Origin of the sequence: Devosia neptuniae, from assembly GCF_025452235.1 — a bacterium.
GTDB lineage: Bacteria > Pseudomonadota > Alphaproteobacteria > Rhizobiales > Devosiaceae > Devosia.
This window is the reverse complement of record NZ_CP104965.1, coordinates 2,940,805-2,962,921: the sequence shown is the minus strand read 5'-3', so window position 1 is coordinate 2,962,921 and position 22,117 is coordinate 2,940,805. Positions and strand designations below refer to the sequence as shown.

The window sequence follows — 22,117 nt, the reverse complement described above, 5'->3', positions numbered from 1 at the left end:
CTACGGGAACGACCTGCATGGCCCCGCTGCTGCAAGCGATCGACATCGGCAAGACCTATCCGGGCGGCGTTGTCGCCAATAACGGGGTCAACCTCACCATCAATGCGGGCGAGGTCCATGCCGTGGTTGGCGAAAACGGCGCCGGCAAATCCACTCTGATGAAAATCCTCTTCGGCATCGAGCGCCCCGATCGCGGCACGCTCCTGCTCGATGGTAAGCCTGTCAGCTTCACCAATCCGCGCGAGGCGATCGACGCCGGCATCGGCATGGTGTTCCAGCACTTTTCCCTGGTGCCCTCCTTCTCCGTTTACGAAAATGTCGTGCTGGGCTCCGAGCCCCGCACCGGCGTCCGGTTCGACCGCCAAAAGGCGATCGAGGCGGTGCGCGCGCTCTCCGAAAAGTTCCGTCTCTCCGTTGATCCTCTGCCGCCGGTCGGCCAACTCCCTGTCGGCCAGCAGCAGCGCGTTGAGATCCTCAAGGCACTGTACCGGGACGCGCGCATCCTCATTCTCGACGAGCCCACGGCCGTCCTCGCTCCGCAGGAAGTCGAAGAGCTGTTCGTCGCCGTCCGCGCCTTGGTCGACCAGGGCCGCACCGTCATCTTCATCGCTCACAAACTGCCTGAAGTGCTCGAAATTTCGGACCGCATCACCGTCATGCGCGCGGGCAAATCGGTGAGCGAAGTCGCCGCCAACGAGGTCACCGAAAAGAGCCTCGCCACCATGATGGTCGGCCGCGAAGTTGCTCTGCGCGTCGACCGCGCCGCCAATCAGGGGGCTCTCGCCTGCGAGATCAAGGCCCTCAAGGTCACCGGCGAAAGCGGCGCCACCCTGGTCGATGACCTCAACCTGCGCGTCCATGCCGGCGAAATCGTCGGTCTGGTCGGCGTCGAGGGCAATGGCCAGTCCGAATTGCTCGAAGCCGTCGCGGGCCTGCGCCCCATTGCCGATGGTGTCGCCTATCTCAACGGCAAGAGTCTCGCCCCCCTAACCATTCTCGAGCGCCGCGCCGCTGGCCTTGCCAGCATCCCCGAAGATCGCCTCGCGCGGGGCCTCGCCACCGGCGCCAGCGTCGCCGAAAACCTCGTCGCCACACGGCTGGACGACAAGCGCTATGTCCGCAATGGCCTGCTCGATCTGAAGGCTATCAAGGCCAATGCCGAAAAGCTCATCGAGCGCTTTTCCATCCGCGTCGGCGGCCCCGGCGCCGCCGTCGGCACGCTCTCAGGCGGCAATATGCAAAAGGTCGTGGTCGCCCGCGAGCTCTCCGAACAGCCCAAGCTACTGTTGGTCAACCAACCCACTCGCGGCGTTGACCTGGGCGCCACCCAGTTCATCTGGCACTCGCTGACCGACGCCCGCGACGCTGGCGCCGCCGTGCTGCTCAGCTCCGCCGATCTGTCCGAACTGCTGGCGCTGGCCGACCGCCTCGTCGTCCTCTATCGCGGCAAGATCGTCGCCGCCTTCCTCAACTCCGACGATCTCACCCCCGAAACCCTGGGCACCTATATGCTGGGCATCGCCAAACAGCCCCCCGCCGAAATGCAGGGAGCCCTGCGATGAGTATGACCACTGAGGCCGTGCTCGGCCGCAAGGCCCGCTGGGCCAATATCCGCCGCGAAACCGGCCGCGCGCTTGCCGCCGCCCTCATCGCTTTGAGCGTCGCTTTTGTTATCATCCTGCTCACCTCCAAGGCCCCGCTTGAGGCCTTCAATGTGCTGCTGACCGCCCCCATCTCCCGGCCGCGCACCATTGGCCTATGGATCGATGACGTCGCCAAGCTGACCATTACGGGCCTCGCCTTCAGCCTCGTCTTCCAGGCCCGCCAATTCTCCATGGGCGTGCAAGGCCAGGTCTATGTCGGAGGCCTCGCCGCTGCCTATGTCGCCCTCTCCCCCATCGGCGCCACCTGGCTGGCTATCCCCGTCGGCGTGCTCTGCGCCATGATCGCGGGCGGGTTCTATGGCTTCATCCCCGGCATCGCCAAGGCCAAGCTGGGTGCCAACGAGATCGTCTCCTCGCTGATGCTCAACTATATCGCCCTCGAGCTGTGCAATTATCTGGTCCGTACCCAGCTCGTGCCCCCCGGCAGCGGCGTGCTCACCACCAATGATTTCCCTGCCACCGCTGTCTTCCCCGCCCTCGTGGCTGGCACCCGCATCGATATCGGGCTGATCTTCGCTATCGTTGCCGTGCTCGCCGTCTGGTTCGCGCTCTATCGCACCGCCTGGGGCCTCAAACTCCGCCTTGTCGGCCACAACGCCCAGTTCGCCGAATATTCCGGCATCCGCTCCACCGTGATCATGGTCTCGGCCATGACCGTGGCCGGCGCCCTTGGCGGCCTGCTTGGCGCCATGTTCGTGCAGGGCCAGTCCTTCGGCAAGCTCACCATCCTGTTCGAAGGGGGCCTGGCCTTTGAGGGCATCCTGGTCGCCATCGTCGCCCGCAGCCGCCCGCTCGCCGTGCCGGTCGTCGCACTCTTCTATGGCTACCTGCGCCAGGGCGCCCAGCTGATGAATATCCGCACCGACGTGCCCGCCGAGGTCATTGGCCTGGTCACTGCAATCATCATCCTGCTGGTCGCCTCGTCCTTCTCAATACCAGGCCGCAAAGTCTTCGCCCGCATTCTGGGGCGCAACGCCACGCCCTCTGCCGTCATGGAGGGGGGCAAATGATCGAACTGTTCATGACGGTCTTTTCCGCGACCTTCTTCGTCACCGTCATCCGCACCTCCACCCCGCTCCTGCTCGCTACCCTGGGCGGCCTCATCGCTGATCTCTCCGGCGCGCTCAATGTGGCGCTCGAAGGCATGATGCTGGTCGGCTGCCTCACCGCCGTCATCGTTTCGGTCTTTGCCCCTTGGTACATCGCGGTGCTCGCCGCCATTGCCGCCGGCGCCCTGCTCGGCGCGGTCATCGCCTTCTTCCATCTGCGCCTCAAGGCCGACATTATCCTGGTCGGTTTCGCCATCAACATCTTCGCTGCAGGCGGCACCGTCTTCGCCCTCACCCTCGCCACCGGCGGCGACAAGGGCACCTCGATCAACCTGCCCTCCAAGGCCATCCCGGCCCTCGACCTCTCCTTTCTCGGGGTCATTCCCGGCATCGGCCACACCCTGGTCCAGTTCCTCTCCGGCCACTCGATCCTGTCCTGGGTCGCGGCCTTTCTGGTCTTCGCTATCTGGTATTTCCTCTACCGCACCCCCTGGGGCCTCTGGCTGCGCGGCGTCGGTGAATATCCCGCCGCCCCCGAAGCCGCCGGCATTCCCGTCAACGCCATCCGCACCTGGAGCCTGCTGGTCTCGGGCGGCCTTGCGGCCCTCGGCGGCGCCCAACTGGCCATGTTCAACTATGTCGGCTTCACCCGCGACATGACCGCCGGTCGCGGCTTCATCGCCCTCGGCGCCGTCCTGCTCGGCGCCCGCCATCCCGTCGGCGCGCTCTTGGCCGCCCTGCTCTTCGGCGTCTTTGAAGCCCTCGCCGTGGTCATGCCGGGCCTGTTCAACTGGATTCCGCCCGAACTAATCCGCATGATCCCTTTCGTCATCACCCTTTTGGCTCTGACCCTCTTCAGCTACCGCGCCCTGCGCGCCCGCCAATTGCGCACTCTGAGCAAAATATGACCCTACGCGCCATTCTCGGCACCTTCTTCCACGCCCCGCAGCAGGGCGCGCTGGAAGCGCTGACCGACACATTGATCGAGATCGACGCCACCGGCACGATTGCCGCTGTCATCGGCGCCGACGATCCCGCCCAGCCTGCCGCCATCACGCGCTATGGCGACGCCCTGCTACGCTTGCCCGAAGGCCGCTACATCCTGCCCGGCCTCGTGGACCTCCACGTCCACGCCCCCCAATACCCCCAGCTCGGCCAGGCCCTCGACGAGCCGCTCGAAGTCTGGCTGCAGAAATACACCTTCCCGCTCGAAGCCCGCTACGCCGACCTCGACTTTGCCCGCCCGCGCTACACCGCCCTCGTCGAAGACCTGCTCGCCAACGGCACCACCACCGCCCTCTATTTCGCCACCCAGCACACCGAAGCCACTAAGCTCTTGGCCGACATCTGCATCGACAAAGGTCAGCGCGCCCTGGTGGGCAAAGTGGTGATGGACGACCCCGCCGCCTGCCCTGAGTTCTACCGCGATGCCTCCCCCGAGGCTGCGATAGCCGGCACCCGCGCGGTGATCGACCACATCCGCAGCCACCCCGCCAATGCGGATGCTCGCGTCCTCCCCGTCATCACCCCGCGCTTCATCCCCTCCTGCACCGACGAAGCGTTGAGTGCCCTGGGCCAACTCGCCGCCGAATGCGATTGCCACGTGCAGACCCATTGCTCGGAAAGCGACTGGGCTCACGGCCACGTCCTGAATCGATATGGCCACACCGACGCGCAAGCCCTTGATAGCTTTGGCCTTCTGACCCGCAAGTCAGTCCTCGCCCATTCCAATTTCCTCACCGACGCCGATATGGACCGGCTGGTCGCCCGCCAATCCGCCGTCGCCCATTGCGCCCTCTCCAACATCTATTTCGCCAATGCCGTCTTCCCCCTGCGACGCGCGCTGGAAAAGCACCTCCATGTGGGCCTGGGCACTGACATATCCGGCGGCCCCAGCGCCTCCATGTTCGAAGCGTGCCGCACCACGGTCCAGGCTTCACGCCTCTTGCAGGACGGCGTCGACCCAACTTTGCCTGCGGCAAATCGCGGCACGCCGGGCTCGGCCATCGACCTCAAGACCGCCTTCCACCTGGCCACGGCCGGCGGCGGCATAGCGCTCGATCTGCCCATCGGAATCTTCGCCCCCGGCTATCGTTTTGACGCCCTGGTCATCGATACATCAGCGCCATCCGGCTCTATCCGCCTGTTCGGCGAAACCCAGCCCGACGCCGTCTTCGAGAAAATCCTCTATGGCGCCAGCCGCGCCAATATCGAACAGGTCTGGGTAGATGGGCGCCTGACCGGCTCAACTCGCTAAAATCGCGTTAATAAACCGCTTGACGAAAGCTCTGGCCTATTCTTTGTGCTTGCTCGCGGCACGCCACAAAAATAGGCTGTCCGTCCAGGGAGGCTGTCAAGGCCAGCAATCGCTGGGCGACAGCCTGCGATGCAAAGGAACACTCAAGAATGCAGAACACCCTCGTCAAAGCCCTGGCGCTGGCGATCTCCGCGACGGCACTGCTCTCGGCCGCTCCGGCCATGGCCCAGTCCAAAACCCTGACCATTTCCTGGTGGGGTTTTAACGGCGACAAGCTCGAATCCATTATCCTGGCGCCGTTCCGCGCGCAGTGCGACTGCGAGATCGTGTTCGAAACCGGCAATAATGGCGAGCGCCTGAACAAGATTCAGATCCGTAATGGCGCCGGCGTCGACGTCGCCTATTTCTCGGATAGCTATAGCCAACAGGGCATCGAAGCCGGCCTGTTCCAGAAGATCGATCCCGCCAAGCTGCCAAACCTGGCCGGTCTCTACGACCTCGCGAAGGACCCGCAAGGCGGCTACGGCCCGGCCTACTCCATCGGCCGCGTCGGCGTAGTCTATGACTCGGCCAAGGTCACCACCCCGATCACCTCGTGGAACGATCTGTGGCGCGCTGATCTCGCCGCTTCGCTCTCGCTGCCCGGCATCACCACCACGGCCGGCCCGATGGTCGTGCTCAAGGCCGGCGATCATGCCGGCGTCGATGCCTATGCGGATGCCGATGGCGCCTTCAAGGGCCTCGAAGAACTCAAGCCCAACGTGGTCAAGAACTACAATACCGGCTCGGAAATGATCAACCTGTTCTCGACCGGCGAAATCTCCGCCGCCATCGCACAGGACTTCACCCTGGCCCAGATTCAGGCCGCCGTCCCGACCACAGTCTGGGCTGACCTGTCGGAAGGCTCGATCGCCACTCTCAACACCGTCAACATCCCGACCGGTGCTGCCGAGCCCGAACTGGCCTACCAATTCATCAACTTCATCCTGAGCCCCGAAATCCAGCAGCAACTGGCCGAACAGGGCGTCGATGCTCCGGTCAACACCGCCGTCAAGCTGGAGCCCGAGCAGGCCGCCCTGTGGACCTATGGCGCCGACGTGATCGCCGGCCTGCAGCGCGTCGACTACACCAAGCTCAACGCCGCCAAGAGCGGCTGGATCGACCGCTGGAACGAACTGTTCGGCATGTAATCGTGAAGGCGCGAGGGGTAGCATCCGCCTCCCGCGCCTTTTAAAACGCCTCGATTAAGCAGAGCCCCGATCGCTCCATACCCGCGATGTCACCCCGGCGCAGGCCGGGGCCCATTCTGAGATGTCAGACCTGGCAATATCTCAGGATGGATTCCGGCCTTCGCCGGAATGACATTGTGGATATTGGCGCATCGCGTGCAGTAAAGGCCTGACCCATGAAACGCTTCGCCGGATGGAGCCTTGCCTCCCCCGCGACGCTCGCCGTCGTCATCTTCCTGGTATTGCCGGTCGTCGCGACCATCATCACCACCTTCCTCACCCCGGCGGGCCCGCTTGCGCCCTATATCGGCTTTTTCGGCAGCGGCTTCCGGCGCACCGTTCTCTGGCGCACCATTCAGGTCTCGCTGATCACCACCGTGATCGCGCTGTTTATCGGCTTCATCACCGCCTATGTCGTGTCGCGCTCGCCCGGCTGGCTCAAATCCATTCTCATCATCGCCGCGGTCTTCCCGCTGCTGACCGGCGTCGTCGTCCGCTCCTTCGCCTGGATGATCATCCTGGGCAAAAACGGCATTCTCAACAGTGCGCTGGTCGGCTCCGGCATCATCGCCGAGCCCATGACCATGCTCTATACGCAAGGCGCTGTTATCGTCGCCATGGTCTATCTCTTCGTGCCGCTCATGGTGCTCACCCTGGTCGGCGTGCTCGAATCCATTCCCGATGACCTGATCCAGGCCTCCGCCTCGCTGGGCGCCAAGCCCATGGCCACCTTCACCCAGGTCATCCTGCCGCTTGCCGTTCCCGGCCTCATCGTCGGCGCCGTGCTGGTCTTCACCGGCAGCTTCACCGCTTATGCCACGCCCCAGCTGCTGGGCGGGGAAAGCCAGATGGTCATGGGCACGCTGATGTATCAGCAGGCCATGGTCACCTTCGATTGGGTCTCGGCCTCCACCATCGCCGCCATCATGGTCGTCATCACCATAGCCATCGTGCTGCTGATGACCCGCGTGGCCAAGCGCCTCAACCCCATGGCCGTCTGATGACCACAAAACTCCACCCGGCCCTGATCGCCTTCACCGCCCTGGTCTTCGTGTTCCTCATTGGCCCGCTGATCATCGTGGTCGGCGCCGCCCTCAGCGACACGACCTATCTCACCTTCCCGCCGCAGGGCCTGTCCCTGCGCTGGTTCGAGAATATCTTTGCCATTTCGGCCTTCCGCCGCACCATCATCACCAGCCTGCAGATCGCGTTTCTCTCGACCTTCATCGCGCTGCTGATCGGCATCCCGGCCGCCTACGCACTCAACCGCTACCGCGTCCAGCTCCCCGGCTGGCTCTCGACGCTCTTCGTGCTGCCCATTCTGGTGCCCGAACTGGTGCTGGGCTTCTCCCTGCTCAAAAACGTCGCCGTGCAGTTCAACGCGCCCATCTACCTCTCTTTGGTCGTCGGCCACTCCCTGCTCGTGCTGCCCTATGTGGTCCGCGTCATCAGCGCCTCACTCGCCTCGTTCGATTTCTCCATTGAGGAGGCCGCGATCAGCCTCGGCTCGCCCCCGCTCAAAACCTTCTTCACCATCCTCCTGCCCAATGTGCGCTCCGGCGTCATCGCGGCCTTCATCCTGTCGTTCATCACCTCGATCAACGACGTGTCGATCTCGATCTTCCTGACGGGCCCCGGCATTTCCACCCTCCCCATCCAGATTCTCGCCCATATGGAGCAGTTCTTCGATCCGACCGTCGCGTCGGTCTCGGTGCTGCTCATGGCGCTCACCGTGGCCGTCATGGCCATTGTCGAGCGCACCCTGGGCCTGACCTTCCTTGCCAAGTGAGCCAGCTGTGACCCAAAACCTCTCGATTCAAAACATCACGGCGCATTACGGCTCCACCAAAGTCCTCGAAGACCTGTCGCTGGAAATTGCCGAAGGCGAACTCGTCTCCCTGCTCGGCGCCTCCGGCTGCGGCAAGACCACGACCCTGCGCCTCGTCGCGGGCTTCCTCGAACCCACCTCTGGCAAGATCGAGCTGGGCGGCAAGGATCTCACCCGCCTGCCCGCTCACCAGCGCAATATCGGCCTGGTCTTCCAGAGCTATGCGCTGTTCCCCCATCTGAGCGTCGCCGAAAACGTCGCCTTCGGCCTCAAGCAACGCGGCATTTCCGGCGATGCTAAGACCAAGCGCGTCACCGCCATGCTCGAACGCGTGGGCCTCGCCCACCTGGCCGAACGCCTCCCCGGCGCCCTCTCCGGCGGCCAGAAGCAGCGCGTCGCCCTCGCCCGGGCCCTCGTCATCGAGCCGCCGCTGCTGATGTTCGATGAGCCCCTGTCCAATCTCGACGCCAAGCTGCGTGTCGACATGCGGGTGGAAATCCGCAAGCTGCAACAGGCCAATGGCACCACTTCGGTCTATGTCACCCACGATCAGGAAGAAGCCTTCTCGATCTCGGACCGCGTCGCCATCATGCATGCCGGTCGCGTCATGCAACTCGACACCCCCGAAGTGCTTTACCAGCGCCCCGCCAACGCCTTCGTCGCCCGCTTCGTCGGCTTCGAAAACCTGATCCCCATGAGCGTCACCGCCCGCGACGGCGCCACAGTCACCGCCCAAATGACCGGCGGCGCCAAGCTCACCCTGAGCCAGGACGATTTCGGCCCCATCCCCAATAGCTTCATCCTCGCCTGCCGGGCCGATGGCCTGGCCGTCACCGACACGGGCACCGATGGCATCCCAACGACGCTGGGCCTGCGCACCTATCTGGGCCGCGCCTACCAATACCAATGCGAAACCCCAGCCGGTCCCCTGGTGGCCAACGGTCCCCTGACCCGGCCGCTCGAAACCGGTGCCACGGCAAAGCTGGTGCCGGTCGCGGAGCAATGCACGATCCTGGCCCCGGAACCGGCGGCGTGATGGTATCGTGACCACCATCCTGACCAATGCCTGGCTGCTCACCCTCGACGACGCCCTCACTGAGCATCGCCCGGGCTGGCTGCAGATCGACGGCGACACCATCACCGCCCTCGGCTCCGGCACCCCGCCCACCGTGGAAAACGCCGAAATCGTGGACTGCAACGGCGATATCGTCATGCCCGGCATGGTCAACGCCCATTGCCACATGGGCATGTCAGTGTTCCGGGGCCTGGGCGAAGACGTGGATGACCGCCTCTATCGCTACATCCTCCCGCTCGAGCGCAAATTCGTCACCCGCGAAATGGTCCGTGCCGGCTCGGCCCTCTCGGCGCTGGAAATGATCCAGGGTGGCGTCACCACCGTCGCCGACATGTATTATTTCGAAACCGACGTCGGCCGCGTCGCCGCCCAATCGGGCCTGCGCGCCATTGTCGGCCAGACGCTGGCCGATTTCGACCCGCCCGACCACAAGGATTTCGACCAGGGCTTTGCCCGTGTCGAGGAACTGGTCGATGAATTCGCCGGCCACAAGCTCGTCACCCCCTCCATCGCCCCCCATGCCCCCTATTCCACTGGCCTCAAGGTCATGGAGCGCGTCGCCCGCTGGTCCGCCGACCATCCCGACGTGCCCGTCCAGATGCATCTGGCCGAAAGCACGCTGGAAGTCGCCTGGGCCCGCGACACTCACAATCAGTCCACCGTCGCCGTCACCCGCGATGCCGGCCTGCTCAAACCAAACCTGATCTGCGCCCATTGCCTGCAACTGGACGACGCCGACATCACTATGATGTCCGAAGCCCAGGTCTGCGCCGTCACCAATCCGCGCTCCAATGGCAAGGCCGGCCGCGGCGTCGCCCCGGTCGAAAAGCTGCGCAATGCCGGCATCCCGACCGGGATCGGCAGCGACGGCGCCATGAGCGGCAACACGCTGGACCTGTTCAGCCAATTCGCCCCCGTCTCCATGTTCGCCAAACTGCTCGGCGGCTCCCGCAAGCCGCTGCCCGCTCTCGATGTCGTCCGCATGGCGACGATCGAAGGCGCCCGCGCCCTCAGCCTCAATCTGAAAACCGGCTCGCTCGAAACCGGCAAACAGGCCGACCTGATCCGCATCAGCCTCGCCGCCCCACGCCTGCATCCGATTTACGACGCCTATTCCATGCTGGTTTTCGCCGCCATGCCAAGCGACGTCACCGACACTATGGTCGCCGGCCGCTGGCTGATGCGCAACCGGCAGGTGCAGACGCTTGATCCCCACAAGACCCTGCGCGACGCCATGCAGATCGCCACCCAATTCAAGACCGAAATGACCCGCATCGACGAGGCTGCACGATGACCGAACTCACCGCCATTCTCGACGCCGTCGATGCCAATCTCGATGATAGCCTAAGCCGCCTCTTCGAGCTGATCCGCATCCCCTCGGTCTCCACCGAACCCCATTACAAGGACGACTGCCGCCGCGCTGCCGAATGGCTGGCGGGCGAATTGGCCGGCATGGGCTTTGACGCCTCGGTCCGCGACACGGCGGGTCACCCCATGGTCGTCGGCCACGGCCCCAAAATCGCCGGCCCCCATGTCCTGTTCTACGGTCATTACGACGTCCAGCCCGTCGATCCACTCGCCCTCTGGACCACACCGCCCTTCGAGCCTTCCCTCGCCCCGCAAGCGGACGGCGAAACCTTCATCCTGGGCCGCGGCGCCTCCGACGACAAAGGCCAATTGCTGACCTTCATCGAAGCCTGCCGCGCCTATAAAGCAGTAACCGGCACGCTACCGATCCGCATTTCCATGCTGTTTGAAGGCGAGGAAGAAGCCGGCAGCCCCTCGCTCGGGCCGTTCCTCGAGGCCAACGCCGAGGACCTCAAGGCCGATACGATCCTGGTCTGCGACACCGACATGTGGGACCATGACACCCCCGCCATTACCACCATGTGGCGCGGCTTTGTCAGCGAGGAATTCACCATCACGGCGGGTGACCGGGACCTGCATTCCGGCATGTTCGGCAGCGCCGCCCGCAATGCCGCCCAGCTCATCGGCACCGTTATCGGCAAGCTGCGTAGCGACGACGGCGCGGTCGCCATTCCCGGCTTCTACGATGGCGTGCAGGAGGTTCCCGCCGCCATAATCGACCAATGGAACCGCCTGCCCTTCGACGCCGAAAAGTTCCTCGCCGATGTCGGCCTTTCCGTCCCCGCCGGGGAAACCGGCCGCTCAGTACTCGAACAGGTCTGGGCCCACCCCACCTGCGAAATCAACGGCGTGTGGAGCGGCTATACCGGCGATGGCTTCAAAACCGTCATCCCCGCCCAGGCCAGCGCCAAGCTCAGCTTCCGCCTCGTCGCGGGCCAGGACCCCGACCGTATCCGCGCCCTGTTCCGCCAATTCGTAACCGATCTGCTACCGGCTGATTGCAGCGTCACCTTCAAGGCCTATGCCGCCGCGCCCGCCCAGATCATGGATCTCGATGGCCCCCTGCACACCAAGGCCCGCGCCGCCCTCACCGCCGAATGGAACCGCGAAACCGCCCTGGCCGGCACCGGCGGCTCCATCCCCATTCTGGGCGAATTCAAGAAGCGCCTCGGCATGGATTCCATGCTGATCGGCTTTGCCCGCTTCGACAACCGCATCCACTCGCCCAACGAGAAATACGACCTGTCGAGCTTCCACAAAGGCATCCGCTCCTGGGTGCGCATCCTCCACGCCTTCAAGGAGTAGACCATATGGCCCTCACTCGCTTTTCCGTCACCCCGCTCTGGCAGCAGACCCAGGCCCTCGCCGCCGTAGCCCGCGGCGCCGCCCCCGCCGATCTGGTCATCACCGGCGCCCGCATGCTCTCGACCTATTCCGAGCGCATCGCCGCCGATAAGGAAATCTGGCTGGTCGGTGGCCGCATCGCCGCCATCCACCCCGCCGGCACCTACAAGAAGGCCCCCACGCCCAAAGCCGTCTACGACGCCAAGGGCGGCATTATCGCGCCAGGCCTCGTCGATCCCCACATCCACATCGAAAGCTCGATGGTCACCGCCTGCGCCTATGCGGAAGCCGCGCTGCTCAATGGCACCACCACCATTTTCTGTGACAGCCACGAGATCGGCAATGTCATGGATGTGGCGGGCGTTGAAGCCATGCTCGAAGATGCGCGCCTTGCCCCGCTCTCGATCTTCCTGACTGTTCCCTCCACCGTGCCCGCCACCTCCCCGGAGCTTGAAACCGCCGGTGGCGACCTCACCCCGGACAAGATCGGCGCCCTGTTCGACAAATGGCCCGAAGCCATGGCGCTGGGCGAAAAGATGGATTTCGTCCCCGTTGCCATGGGCGATCCGCGCAGCCACGCCATCATCGCGGAATCGCTCAAGCGTAACCGCCCGGTTTCCGGTCATATCTACGGCCGCGATTTCGTCGCGCCCTACGCCGCTTCGGGCGTCACCGACACGCACGAAGCCATCGACCGCGACATTTCCAGCGATTTCATCGACGCCGGCATCTGGGTCTTCCTGCGCGGCGGCAATCCTGCCACGCCGTGGAATTCCATCGTCGAAGCCATCAAGCCGATCACCGAAGGCGGCGCCAGCCACAAGCGCTTCGCCGTCTGCACCGATGATCGCGACGCCGATGACCTGCTGACCTTCGGCCTCGATTGGGTCGTCCGCGAAGCCATTCGCCTGGGCATGAAGCCCGAACAGGCCTGGGCCATGGGCTCGCTGCATGGCGCCACCCGCTTTGGTCTGGGCGATGAAATCGGCGGCCTCGGCGGCGGTCGACGCGCCGATCTCGTCCTACTCGGAGACGACCTCAAGCCGCAGAGCACCTGGTATGGCGGCGAGCTGGTCGTTGATCAGCGCAAGGTCATGCCGATCCTCGAGGAAACCCTCAACCAGCGCTACCGCTATCCCGAGGCGGCCTACAATACCGTCCACCTGCCCAAGGGCCTCAAGCTCACGCCCGAACTGCCCACCGTCCCGGTCACCGCCAATGCCATCGGCATCGAACTGCCCGGCATTGTCCTGCCCCACCGCAAGGTGGCAATCGAGCCGGCCAATGACTGGGCCAGTATTCTGGACAAGCACAATCTCAGCTTCGTCACCGTTATCGAGCGGCACGGCAAATCCAAGGGCGGCATCGCCCATGGCCTGCTGCAGGATTTTGGCCTCAAGAACGGCGCCGTCGGCTCCAGCGTGGGCCACGACAGCCACAATATCCTGCTCGCTGGCACCAATGAGGCCGATATGCGACTGGCCCTCGAAACCATCGACTCCGCCAAAGGCGGCATCGTCGTGGTGCAGGACGGCAAGGTCACAGCCTTCGTCGGCCTGCCCGTCGCGGGCCTGATCTCCGACAAACGCGTCCATGACGTCGCCGCCGAAAACCGCAGGCTCAAAACCGCTTGGGAGGCCGCCGGCTGCAGCATTCCTTATATGGGCTTTAACCTCATCCCGCTTTCGGTCATCCCCGAAATCCGCATTACGGATAAAGGCCTGGTCAAGGTCCCCGAAATGATATTGCAGCCGCTTTATGACTAATCGCCGCATCATCATCGATACCGATCCCGGCCTCGACGACGCCGTCGCAATCCTGCACGCGCTGAATTGCGGGCGGTTCGACGTGCTGGGGCTGACAACCGTGGCCGGCAATATCGGCATCGACAACACCACCCGCAATGCCGGAAGGCTGCTGGCCGCCATGGGCCGCAGCGATATCCCGGTCATCATCGGCGCCGCCAAGCCGTTGCGGCGCTGGGGCATCGATGTCGTGGCGGTTCATGGCGCCGATGGCGTGCAGGGCCTCGTGCTGCCCGAGCCGGCGGTCGAACCGCTGCCCGATGCAGTGGCATGGATGGCAGCTCGGCTCCTGGCCGAGCCGAGCGGCACCATCGACATTCTGGCGCTCGGCCCGCTGACCAATATCGCCCAGCTCATCACCAGCCATCCCGCTGCGGCAGCGCGGATCGGGCAGGTTATCGCCATGGGCGGCGCCGTGGACGAGCCGGGCAATATCGGCGCCCGCTCCGAATTCAACTTCGCCACCGATCCGGAGGCTGCCGATATTGTGTTCCGCGCCGGGCTGGACCTGACCCTGGTGCCGCTCGACGTCACCCGCAAAGTGCGCGCCGACGCCACTTGGATGAATAGCCTGCGCGGTACGACAGCCGGCACCATCGCCGCCGATGTCATCGCGCTATACTTTGGCGACGGCCGGCAAAGCCGCCCTCTGCACGACCCCTGCGTCATGCTGCTGGCGCTCGACTCCAGTCTGTTCGGCATCGAAGAACGCCATCTTGCTGTCGATCTTGGTGACGATGGCGACGCCGGGGCCCTCAAGCCCGCCCGCGCCGGAGTCCCGCCCGTGAAAGTCGCCATGCACGTCAATGCCGAGGGCGCGCTGGCTTTGCTCGCAACGGGTCTGGGGCCCTCAAGCCCGCCCGCGCCGGAGTCCCGCCCGTGAAAGTCGCCATGCACGTCAATGCCGAGGGCGCGCTGGCTTTGCTCGCAACGGGTCTGATGCGCGCCTAGCGCAATTCCTGCTCCACCAGCGCCGTCCAATACCGCGCGCCTGTCACGATCGCATCGTCGTTGAAATCATAGCGCGAGTTGTGGTGCAGCGCCCCGTCCACCGCCGGTCCATTACCCAGCCAGACATAAGCCCCCGGCACGGCCGACCCGAAAAACGCAAAGTCATCGCCTGCTGTCGACGGCGGGAAATCGGTAACGACGGTTCTACCCGTCGCAGCCTGCGCCGCCGCCAGCGCCCGCCGCGTTGCATCAGCATCATTCACCACCGGCGGGATGCGGCGCAGGAATTCATATTCCGCCTCGATCCCGAACGTCGCCGCCACACCCCGCGCCAACAGGCCGATTTCGTCTTCCAACTGGTCCCGCACCGCAGCCGAATAGGCCCGCGCCGTGCCCCCGATCCGCACCTCGTCGGGAATGACATTGAGCGCCTTGAAGTCCCCGGCGCTCACCGCACAGGCACTCACCACCGCCGGCTGTAACGGATCGACCCGGCGCGCCACGATGGTATGCAGCGCCAGCAGAAACTGCCCCGCCGCCGTCACTGCATCACGCCCCAGATGCGGCTTGGCGCCATGCGTGCCAATGCCCCGGAACACCACTTCCCAGCTATCCGACGACGCCAGTTGCGGTCCCGCCACCACCGCCATTTCATCCGTCGTCAGTCCCGGCATATTGTGCAGCCCGTAGGCGGCGTCGACCGGGAACAGCTCGAAAAATCCGTCATCGATCATGGCCTTGGCCCCGCCGCGCCCTTCCTCGGCCGGCTGGAACACGAAATGCACGGTCCCGGAAAAATTGCGCGTCCGCGCCAGATGCCTCGCCGCCGCCAGCAGCATCACCGTGTGCCCGTCATGCCCGCAGGCATGCATGGTATTGGGCACGGTCGAGCCATAGTCCCGCTCCGCCAGCTCGGGCATGGCCAGCGCATCCATATCCGCCCGCAGCGCAATCCGCCGCGTGCCGTTGCCCACCTTGAGCGTGCCCACCACGCCGGTCTTACCCAGCCCGCGATGCACCGCAATGCCTGCCTGCTCCAGCTGCTCGGCCACGATGGCGCTGGTGCGCACCTCCTCAAAACCGAGTTCGGGATGGGCATGCAGATCGCGCCGCAGCGCAATCATGGTGTCGAGGTCGAAAGGATCATTGCCGTCAGGAAGAGTCACGGGACAAGCTCGTCAAATTGGGATAGGTGACTTTTCGGCCAATCCCCTCCCGCCAGCAAGGAAAACCTCGCTTTTGTCACTGCTGCCGCACCAGTTCTGGCAGGATATCCTGCCCCCGCACGCCGCCTCCACGGGCAGCTTTGCCGAAGCCTACCCGGCCACGCTCCCGGACGGACGCCGGCTCCTGCTGCCCATCCGCATCCTGCCCGGCGACGGCACGCGCGCGGTCGCCTCGCTGATCATCAACCAGGCCAGCTTCACCGTCGCCGACGCCTTGGCCGATGGCCTCGCCGATCTGCTGCGCCCCTTCGCGCCGGACATCATCATCGGCGTCCCCACCCTTGGCCTTCACTTGGCCCCCAATGTCGCCCGCCGCCTCGGACACAGCCGCATCGTGCCGCTCGGCACCTCGCGTAAATTCTGGTACGACGACGCCCTTTCCGAGCCAATGAGCTCGATCACCAGCCCCAGTCACTCCAAAACCCTGTTCATCGACCCTCGCATGTTGCCGCTGCTCGAGGGCAAGCGCGTCGCGGTGATCGATGATGTCATCAGCTCGGGCACCTCAATGGCCGCTGTCATGCGCCTGCTCACCAAAGCCGGCATCGAGCCCGTTGCCATCGGCGCCGCCATGCTGCAGGGCAATAAGTGGCACGCCCCAATGCAAAAGTGGCGCGACAGGATTGTCGCGCCACTCAATTCACCAATGCTGGAAAAGACCGAAACCGGCTGGGTGCCGCTGGCCTAAGCCCTACTTGCCCAGCGTGCTCGGCCAGGTGCCGTGCAGATCGGTGCCACGGCCAACAATCTCAAAGCCATGCGCACCGAAGAAATCGCGCTGGCCCTGGATCAAATTGGCCGTGCCCTGGGCCTGGCGATAGCTGTCGAAATAGCTCAGCGCCGCCGAGAGGCAAATCATCGGGAATTCCCCGACAGCTGCTGCCGCCACGACCTTACGCAGGCTCGGATGCGCGTCCTTCATCAGGGTGACGAAGTCCGGCACCACCAGCAGGTTCACATTGCCGCCCTTTTCATAGGCAGCCGACATCTGGTCGAGGAAGCGCGAGCGGATGATGCAGCCGGCGCGCCAGATCTTGGCGATGGTCGCCAGCGGCAGGTTCCAGCCGTTTTCTTCCGAAGCCTTCGCAATTACCGCAAAGCCCTGCGCATAGGACACGATCTTGCCCGCCAGCAGCGCCTTTTCCAGATCCGCCAGCGTCACGTCGGCCTTGCCGGCAGCGCGCTTGCCATAAATCGCCTCGGCCGCCACGCGCTCTTCCTTGCGCGAGGAAATCGAGCGGGCCGCAACGGCGCCCTCGATGGCCGTAGCCGGGACGCCCATCTGCTGAGCCGCAATTGCCGACCAGACGCCGGTGCCCTTCTGGCCTGCCTTATCGAGGATCAGCTCCACCAGCGGCTTGCCGGTTTCGCCGTCGACGGCGGCCAGCACATGGCCGGTGATTTCGATCAGGTAGGAATTGAGCGGACCCTTGTTCCATTCCTTGAACACGTCAGCGCATTCGCCCGGGCTCATGCCCAGCCCGTCGCGCATCACGCCATAGACTTCGGCGATCATCTGCATGTCGCCATATTCGATGCCATTGTGGATGGTCTTGACGAAATGGCCCGCGCCGCCTTCGCCTAGATAGGCGCAGCAGCTTTCGCCATTGAACTTGGCGGCGATGGCGGTCAGCACCGCCTCGGCGTTGTGCCACTGCTCCTTGGAGCCGCCCACCATGATGGAGGGACCGTGGCGCGCACCTTCTTCACCGCCGGAAACGCCGACGCCGAGATAGCCTATGCCCTTGGGCGTCAGGTAATCAAACCGGCGCTGCGTATCGGTGAACAGCGAATTGCCGCACTCGATGATCGCGTCGCCCTTGTCCAGCAGCGGCAGCAGTTGCTCGATCATCTCGTCCACCGGCTTGCCGGCCTTGACCATGATGATGATGGAGCGCGGCGCCTTCACGGCCTGCACGAATTCGGCCAGGTCATATTTGGGAACGGTCTTGCCATCCAGGCCCTCGGCCTTGGCTTCGGCGACGAATTCGTCAATGCGCCCGGGCGACCGGTTATGGACAGCGATCGTGTAGCCTTTTTCGGCGATATTCAGCGCCAGATTGGAGCCCATAACCGCCAGCCCGATCAGGCCGATATCCGCTGTCGACATATGTCTGTCCTTCCGAGATCGTCTTGTGCAATCCATGCACGCAGCGCATGCCGCGCGGCCGGGAACTGACCACAAACTGGGCCGATACGGAAGCCGTATTCGCGCAAAAAACGGCTATTCAACACGCTTGTATGGAAGATGCTATTGCGCGGTTAGGCCGTGCACCCTAGGTTCCGGCCATCTATGGAGGCTGCCTTGCACACACCATCCCCGTTCGACCTCACCGGCAAACGCGCCCTCGTCACTGGATCGAGCCGCGGCCTCGGTCTGGCTATGGCCAAGGCACTGGCCCAGGCCGGCGCGGCGATCGTGCTCAATGCCCGCGACAATGTTGCCCTCGGCGCTGCCGCGCAGGATCTGGCGGCCACCGGCGCCAGCGTTAAAGCGGTCGCCTTCGACGTCACCAGCCGCGACAGCGTGAACGATGCCGTCAGCCATATCGAAGACGAAATCGGGCCAATCGACATTCTGGTCAACAATGCCGGCATGCAATTTCGCTCGAGCCTCGAAGCCTTCCCGCCCGAAAAATTCGATCAGGTCATCGCCACCAACCTGACCTCGGTGTTTAATGTCAGCCAGCCCGTCGCGCGCCACATGATCGCTCGCGGCGCTGGCAAGATCATCAATATCTGCTCGCTGCTGTCCGAATTGTCCCGCCCCTCAATCGCCCCCTATGCGGCGACCAAGGCCGCCGTGGCAAACCTGACGCGCGGCATGGCGGTGGATTGGGCAAGGCATGGCCTTAACGTCAACGCCATTGCGCCGGGCTATTTCGCCACCGAGATGAATGACGCCCTGCTCAAGGACGACAAGTTCAACGCCTGGATCGAAAGCCGCACGCCCATGGGCCGCTGGGGCCAGCCCGAAGAGCTCGGCGGGGCCGCCGTGTTCCTCGCCTCGGAGGCCTCACGCTTCGTCAACGGACATATCCTTTATGTCGATGGCGCCTTCACTGCCACCGTCTGACCAGGAGCGTTCATGTCTCTCACCCCCGCCCGCATCGTCATCGTCATGGGCGTCAGCTCGTCCGGCAAATCCACCATCGGCCAGTCCATTGCCCGGCGGCTGCATGTGCCATTCCTGGATGGCGATGGTTACCACCCCGAAGCCAATGTCGAGAAAATGCGCGCCGGCATCCCCCTGACTGACGAGGATCGCTGGCCCTGGCTCGAAAAGCTGGCCAAGGCCCTGCATGAGGCGGCAAATCTGAAAGGCGCGGCAGCCGGCGCCTGCTCGGCGCTGCGCCAAACCTATCGCGATTTCCTCGTCGAACAGGCGGGCGAGCCGATCCTGTTTGTCTATCTCGACGGCACCAAAGAGGTCATTGCCGAGCGCATGGTCCGTCGCAAGCACGAATATATGCCGACCAGCCTGCTCGACAGCCAGTTCGCCACCCTCGAAGTGCCCGACCCGGCCAGCGAAAACGTACTGCCTGTTCCGGTGACCGACAGTGTTGAAAAGATCACCCAGACGGTGCTCAAATCACTCGACCACCTCAAGAGCTTCAAGCGCTGGCAATAGCTCGTCTTACTCAGCGGCAACGGGCTTGCTGGCAAACCGCCCCTGCCCATGGGCCACCAGTGCCGCTGCGCCGACCACTACAATCGCCCCGACCACGACCCAAGCATCGAGGCCAACGCCCAGCAGCGCGATGTCGAACAAAAATGCCCAGATGATCCCGGTATATTCATAGGCGGCCAGCACCGATACCGGCGCCCGGGCGGTCGCCTCCATCATCAGTACATGCCCCATGCCGCCCAGAACCCCGGCGGCGATCAGCAGCGAAAATGCGCCCGCGTCCAGCTCGGCCCAGCCCCACAGGCTCGATGCTAAGCCGGCAATGCTGCAGATCACCGCGAAGGACAGCGCAATACTGGCCGGTGGATCGGTTCGCGTCAGGTCCTTGACCTGCACCCGCGACAGCGCATTGGCCGCTGCCATGCCGATCGCCGCGGCAATCCCGATCAACGTGCCATCGCGCAGTTCCGCCCCGACCAGCGCCGGAAACAGCATCAGCATGATGCCGGCAAAGCCCAGCGCCACACCCAGGAACACCGTCGCGGTCGGTCGCTCGCGTAGAAACACCATGGCCGCCAAAATCGAAAAAATTGGCGCCAGATAGGTCAGCGCCGTCGCTACCCCGACCGACAGATAGGCCAGCGAGATGAACGACAGCACCATGACCACGCAGCCCAGCAGCCCACGGATCAGATGCTTGTGGGGATATCTGGTGCGCAGCGACGGCCCGATCTGCCCGCGTATCGCCATGTAGCCGACAATGGGCAGCAGCGCGACAAAGCTGCGCCAGAACACCAATTGCCCGACCGGCGCGACTTTGGCCGCTTCATGAATGCAGGCAGACATCCCCGCCATGGCAACCAGACCGAAGGTCGCGAGCCACAGAGCCGCAGTGGGATTGGATTTGGTAACGGACAAGTGGTGAACCTGCGGCTTGGGATGACGACCTGACCTATCCCGATCCGCGTCCGCCGTCATCCGCCCAATGCGTTATTTCGGCACACCATCGCTTCGCGCCAGACTGGCATTGAAATACCGCTCATCAGCACTGACTTCGACACCCACCCAGTCCGGCAATTGTACTGCCTGATCTTCGCTGTCCAGCTCGACCTCGGCGATCACCAGCCCTGCATGCCGCCCCTCGAAAACATCGACCTCCCAGATCAGCCCGCCAAACGGCACGATATAGCGCCGCTTTTCGAGCACCAGCGGCTCCGCCATCGCCAGCAGTTCCCGCGCGTCCTCGATCGGGATCTCATATTCATATTCGCTCCGCGAAATGCCTTCAGTCTTGCCTTTGAGCGTCAGCACGCCCTGTTCATCGTTCTTGCTGCGCACCCGCACGGTGGCTTTGGCATTGGATGACAAATAGCCCTGTCGCAGCAGCGAACTGCTGGTGGCTCCAATCCGCCATCCATCGTTGGCGACGAGAAACTTGCGCTCTATTTCCTGACCCATACCCTGCCTAAAACCCAAACGTCATCTGTCCGGCCGGCGCGCCAACGGCGACACCCTCCAGCGACAACATCCTGAGCTTGGATTCAGCTCCCCCCGGTGCCGAGAAGCCGCCCGGCTTGCCATCGCTGGCCAGCACTCGATGGCACGGAATAACCAGCGGAATGGGGTTTGCACCCATCGCAGCCCCGACTGCGCGCGACAGGGTCACATCGCCCAATTGCCGCGCCAGCGCTCCATAAGTTGTCGTCTCGCCCCAGCCGATTCCCAGCAGCAGCGCATAAGCGCGACGATGAAATTCCGGCACGCCCCCTAGATCGAGCGGCACGGCGCTGAAATCCACCACGGCCCCCTCGGCATAATCCTCAATGCTATTGATTAACGCCTCGATATCCCGGTTCGGCTCGCCCGGTTGCGCATCACCGCGATTGATCCGCTGTTCAAGCCCGTCCCGATCCAAACCCGGCAATTGCAACCGCGCCAGCCCGGCATCGGTCCAGCCAATGCCAAACTCACCTAAAGCCGTGTTGAAAATCGCGGTTTCCATAGCGCAATCCTAAGACCCCAACTCGCCGCTTGCCAGAGGCAAAGACCATGGCCGCGCACCCTACTGACATATCCTGTCACGACAATTTCCCAAACAGCGCTTCCACCACGCAACGGGAGCAGGCAAATGGCGAAAATCGTCGGTTACATCGCATCCAGTCTCGATGGCTTCATCGCCACCGCGGATGAAAACCTCGATTGGCTCACCCAGCAACCCGATCTCAACCTAGGCGAATTCGACTATCGCAATTTCATTGCGCGTATCCGCACCGTGGTCATGGGTCGCGGCACCTATGACTGGATCGCGCGCTATCCCGGCGACTGGGAGTACGCCGGCAAACGGGTAATCGTGGTCACCTCCCGCCCGATCGACAATCCCAAGGGTCCGCTCGAAACGCGCTCCGATATCCCCGCGCTAATCGCTGAATTGCGTGCGCTCGAGGATGGCGATGTGTGGATGCTGGGCGGCGGCAAACTGCAGATGACCTTTATGGAGCAAGGCGCTCTCGACGAGATCGAAATCTACATCATCTCCGAAATCATCGGCGGCGGCATTCCGCTGTTTCCGCCCACCGGCCTGCGCGCCAGCCCCAAGCTGATTTCGGCCCAGGCGCTGCACACCAGTTGCGCCCGCCTGCATTACAGGTTCGATTGACCGCATAAAAAGACCGCCCCTGGGGGCGGTCTCGTCG

The 22,117-nt window shown here is 64.0% G+C and carries 21 protein-coding genes; 16 read left to right on the top strand and 5 right to left on the bottom strand.

Annotated features, from left to right (window positions below):
* The first annotated feature begins 17 nt into the window (after window positions 1-17).
* The 12 genes from N8A98_RS17345 (at window position 18) to N8A98_RS17290 (ending at window position 14,502) form a co-directional block, all read left to right on the top strand.
* Window positions 18-1,562, top strand: a complete 1,545-nt coding sequence (locus tag N8A98_RS17345; RefSeq protein WP_262167146.1) for an ABC transporter ATP-binding protein — start codon at window positions 18-20, stop codon at window positions 1,560-1,562.
* Window positions 1,559-2,674, top strand: coding sequence for an ABC transporter permease (locus N8A98_RS17340; RefSeq protein WP_262167144.1), 1,116 nt, complete (start codon window positions 1,559-1,561; stop codon window positions 2,672-2,674). The genes N8A98_RS17345 and N8A98_RS17340 overlap by 4 nt, the downstream gene beginning before the upstream one ends.
* Window positions 2,671-3,621 (top strand): ABC transporter permease, encoded by a 951-nt coding sequence (locus N8A98_RS17335; protein ID WP_262167142.1) that lies wholly within the window; start codon window positions 2,671-2,673, stop codon window positions 3,619-3,621. The genes N8A98_RS17340 and N8A98_RS17335 overlap by 4 nt, the downstream gene beginning before the upstream one ends.
* Entirely contained in the window at window positions 3,618-4,970 is a 1,353-nt protein-coding gene (guaD, locus tag N8A98_RS17330; RefSeq protein WP_262167140.1) for a guanine deaminase, read from the top strand. Before N8A98_RS17335 ends, guaD begins: the two co-directional genes overlap by 4 nt.
* A gap of 149 nt (window positions 4,971-5,119) precedes the next feature.
* Entirely contained in the window at window positions 5,120-6,160 is a 1,041-nt protein-coding gene (locus N8A98_RS17325; protein WP_262167138.1) for an ABC transporter substrate-binding protein, read from the top strand.
* A 215-nt stretch (window positions 6,161-6,375) separates the two neighbouring features.
* A complete protein-coding gene (locus N8A98_RS17320; RefSeq protein ID WP_262167136.1) occupies window positions 6,376-7,200 on the top strand; it encodes an ABC transporter permease in 825 nt (274 codons plus the stop codon).
* Window positions 7,200-7,988, top strand: coding sequence for an ABC transporter permease (locus N8A98_RS17315; RefSeq protein ID WP_390888780.1), 789 nt, complete (start codon window positions 7,200-7,202; stop codon window positions 7,986-7,988). Before N8A98_RS17320 ends, N8A98_RS17315 begins: the two co-directional genes overlap by 1 nt.
* A gap of 7 nt (window positions 7,989-7,995) precedes the next feature.
* Window positions 7,996-9,063, top strand: coding sequence for an ABC transporter ATP-binding protein (locus N8A98_RS17310; RefSeq protein WP_262167134.1), 1,068 nt, complete (start codon window positions 7,996-7,998; stop codon window positions 9,061-9,063).
* A gap of 7 nt (window positions 9,064-9,070) precedes the next feature.
* On the top strand, window positions 9,071-10,396 hold the full coding sequence (locus N8A98_RS17305) for an amidohydrolase family protein (protein ID WP_262167132.1): 1,326 nt from the start codon (window positions 9,071-9,073) through the stop codon (window positions 10,394-10,396).
* On the top strand, window positions 10,393-11,775 hold the full coding sequence (locus N8A98_RS17300; RefSeq protein WP_262167130.1) for a M20/M25/M40 family metallo-hydrolase: 1,383 nt from the start codon (window positions 10,393-10,395) through the stop codon (window positions 11,773-11,775). The genes N8A98_RS17305 and N8A98_RS17300 overlap by 4 nt, the downstream gene beginning before the upstream one ends.
* 5 nt (window positions 11,776-11,780) lie before the next feature.
* Window positions 11,781-13,580, top strand: a complete 1,800-nt coding sequence (locus N8A98_RS17295; RefSeq protein ID WP_262167128.1) for an adenine deaminase C-terminal domain-containing protein — start codon at window positions 11,781-11,783, stop codon at window positions 13,578-13,580.
* A complete protein-coding gene (locus N8A98_RS17290; RefSeq protein WP_262167126.1) occupies window positions 13,573-14,502 on the top strand; it encodes a nucleoside hydrolase in 930 nt (309 codons plus the stop codon). The genes N8A98_RS17295 and N8A98_RS17290 overlap by 8 nt, the downstream gene beginning before the upstream one ends.
* A 64-nt stretch (window positions 14,503-14,566) precedes the next feature.
* Here N8A98_RS17290 and N8A98_RS17285 read toward each other — a convergent pair whose 3' ends face one another.
* Complete coding sequence (locus N8A98_RS17285; RefSeq protein WP_262172047.1) at window positions 14,567-15,694, bottom strand: M20 aminoacylase family protein; 1,128 nt, start codon at window positions 15,692-15,694, stop codon at window positions 14,567-14,569.
* Window positions 15,695-15,809: 115 nt separating this feature from the next.
* On the opposite strand from N8A98_RS17285, the gene N8A98_RS17280 reads away from it, so the two are divergent.
* Complete coding sequence (locus tag N8A98_RS17280; RefSeq protein WP_262167124.1) at window positions 15,810-16,484, top strand: phosphoribosyltransferase; 675 nt, start codon at window positions 15,810-15,812, stop codon at window positions 16,482-16,484.
* A 3-nt stretch (window positions 16,485-16,487) separates the two neighbouring features.
* Here the strand turns inward: N8A98_RS17280 and gndA are convergent, their stop codons facing one another.
* Entirely contained in the window at window positions 16,488-17,906 is a 1,419-nt protein-coding gene (gene gndA, locus N8A98_RS17275) for an NADP-dependent phosphogluconate dehydrogenase (RefSeq protein WP_262167123.1), read from the bottom strand.
* Window positions 17,907-18,089: 183 nt separating this feature from the next.
* Between gndA and N8A98_RS17270 the strand changes: the two genes are divergently transcribed.
* Both N8A98_RS17270 and N8A98_RS17265 read left to right on the top strand, forming a co-directional pair.
* Window positions 18,090-18,872, top strand: coding sequence for a glucose 1-dehydrogenase (locus N8A98_RS17270; RefSeq protein WP_262167121.1), 783 nt, complete (start codon window positions 18,090-18,092; stop codon window positions 18,870-18,872).
* Between the two features lie 12 nt (window positions 18,873-18,884).
* A complete protein-coding gene (locus tag N8A98_RS17265; RefSeq protein WP_262167119.1) occupies window positions 18,885-19,427 on the top strand; it encodes a gluconokinase in 543 nt (180 codons plus the stop codon).
* Between the two features lie 6 nt (window positions 19,428-19,433).
* Here N8A98_RS17265 and N8A98_RS17260 read toward each other — a convergent pair whose 3' ends face one another.
* The 3 genes from N8A98_RS17260 to N8A98_RS17250 form a co-directional block, all read right to left on the bottom strand.
* A complete protein-coding gene (locus N8A98_RS17260) occupies window positions 19,434-20,342 on the bottom strand; it encodes a DMT family transporter (RefSeq protein WP_262167118.1) in 909 nt (302 codons plus the stop codon).
* 72 nt (window positions 20,343-20,414) lie between these two features.
* Window positions 20,415-20,882 (bottom strand): CYTH domain-containing protein, encoded by a 468-nt coding sequence (locus N8A98_RS17255; protein ID WP_262167116.1) that lies wholly within the window; start codon window positions 20,880-20,882, stop codon window positions 20,415-20,417.
* Between the two features lie 7 nt (window positions 20,883-20,889).
* Window positions 20,890-21,426 carry a methylated-DNA--[protein]-cysteine S-methyltransferase gene (locus tag N8A98_RS17250; protein WP_262167114.1) on the bottom strand — a complete coding sequence of 179 codons (537 nt, stop codon included), beginning with the start codon at window positions 21,424-21,426 and terminating at the stop codon, window positions 20,890-20,892.
* 126 nt (window positions 21,427-21,552) lie between these two features.
* On the opposite strand from N8A98_RS17250, the gene N8A98_RS17245 reads away from it, so the two are divergent.
* On the top strand, window positions 21,553-22,080 hold the full coding sequence (locus N8A98_RS17245; RefSeq protein WP_262167112.1) for a dihydrofolate reductase family protein: 528 nt from the start codon (window positions 21,553-21,555) through the stop codon (window positions 22,078-22,080).
* The last annotated feature ends 37 nt before the right edge of the window (window positions 22,081-22,117 follow it).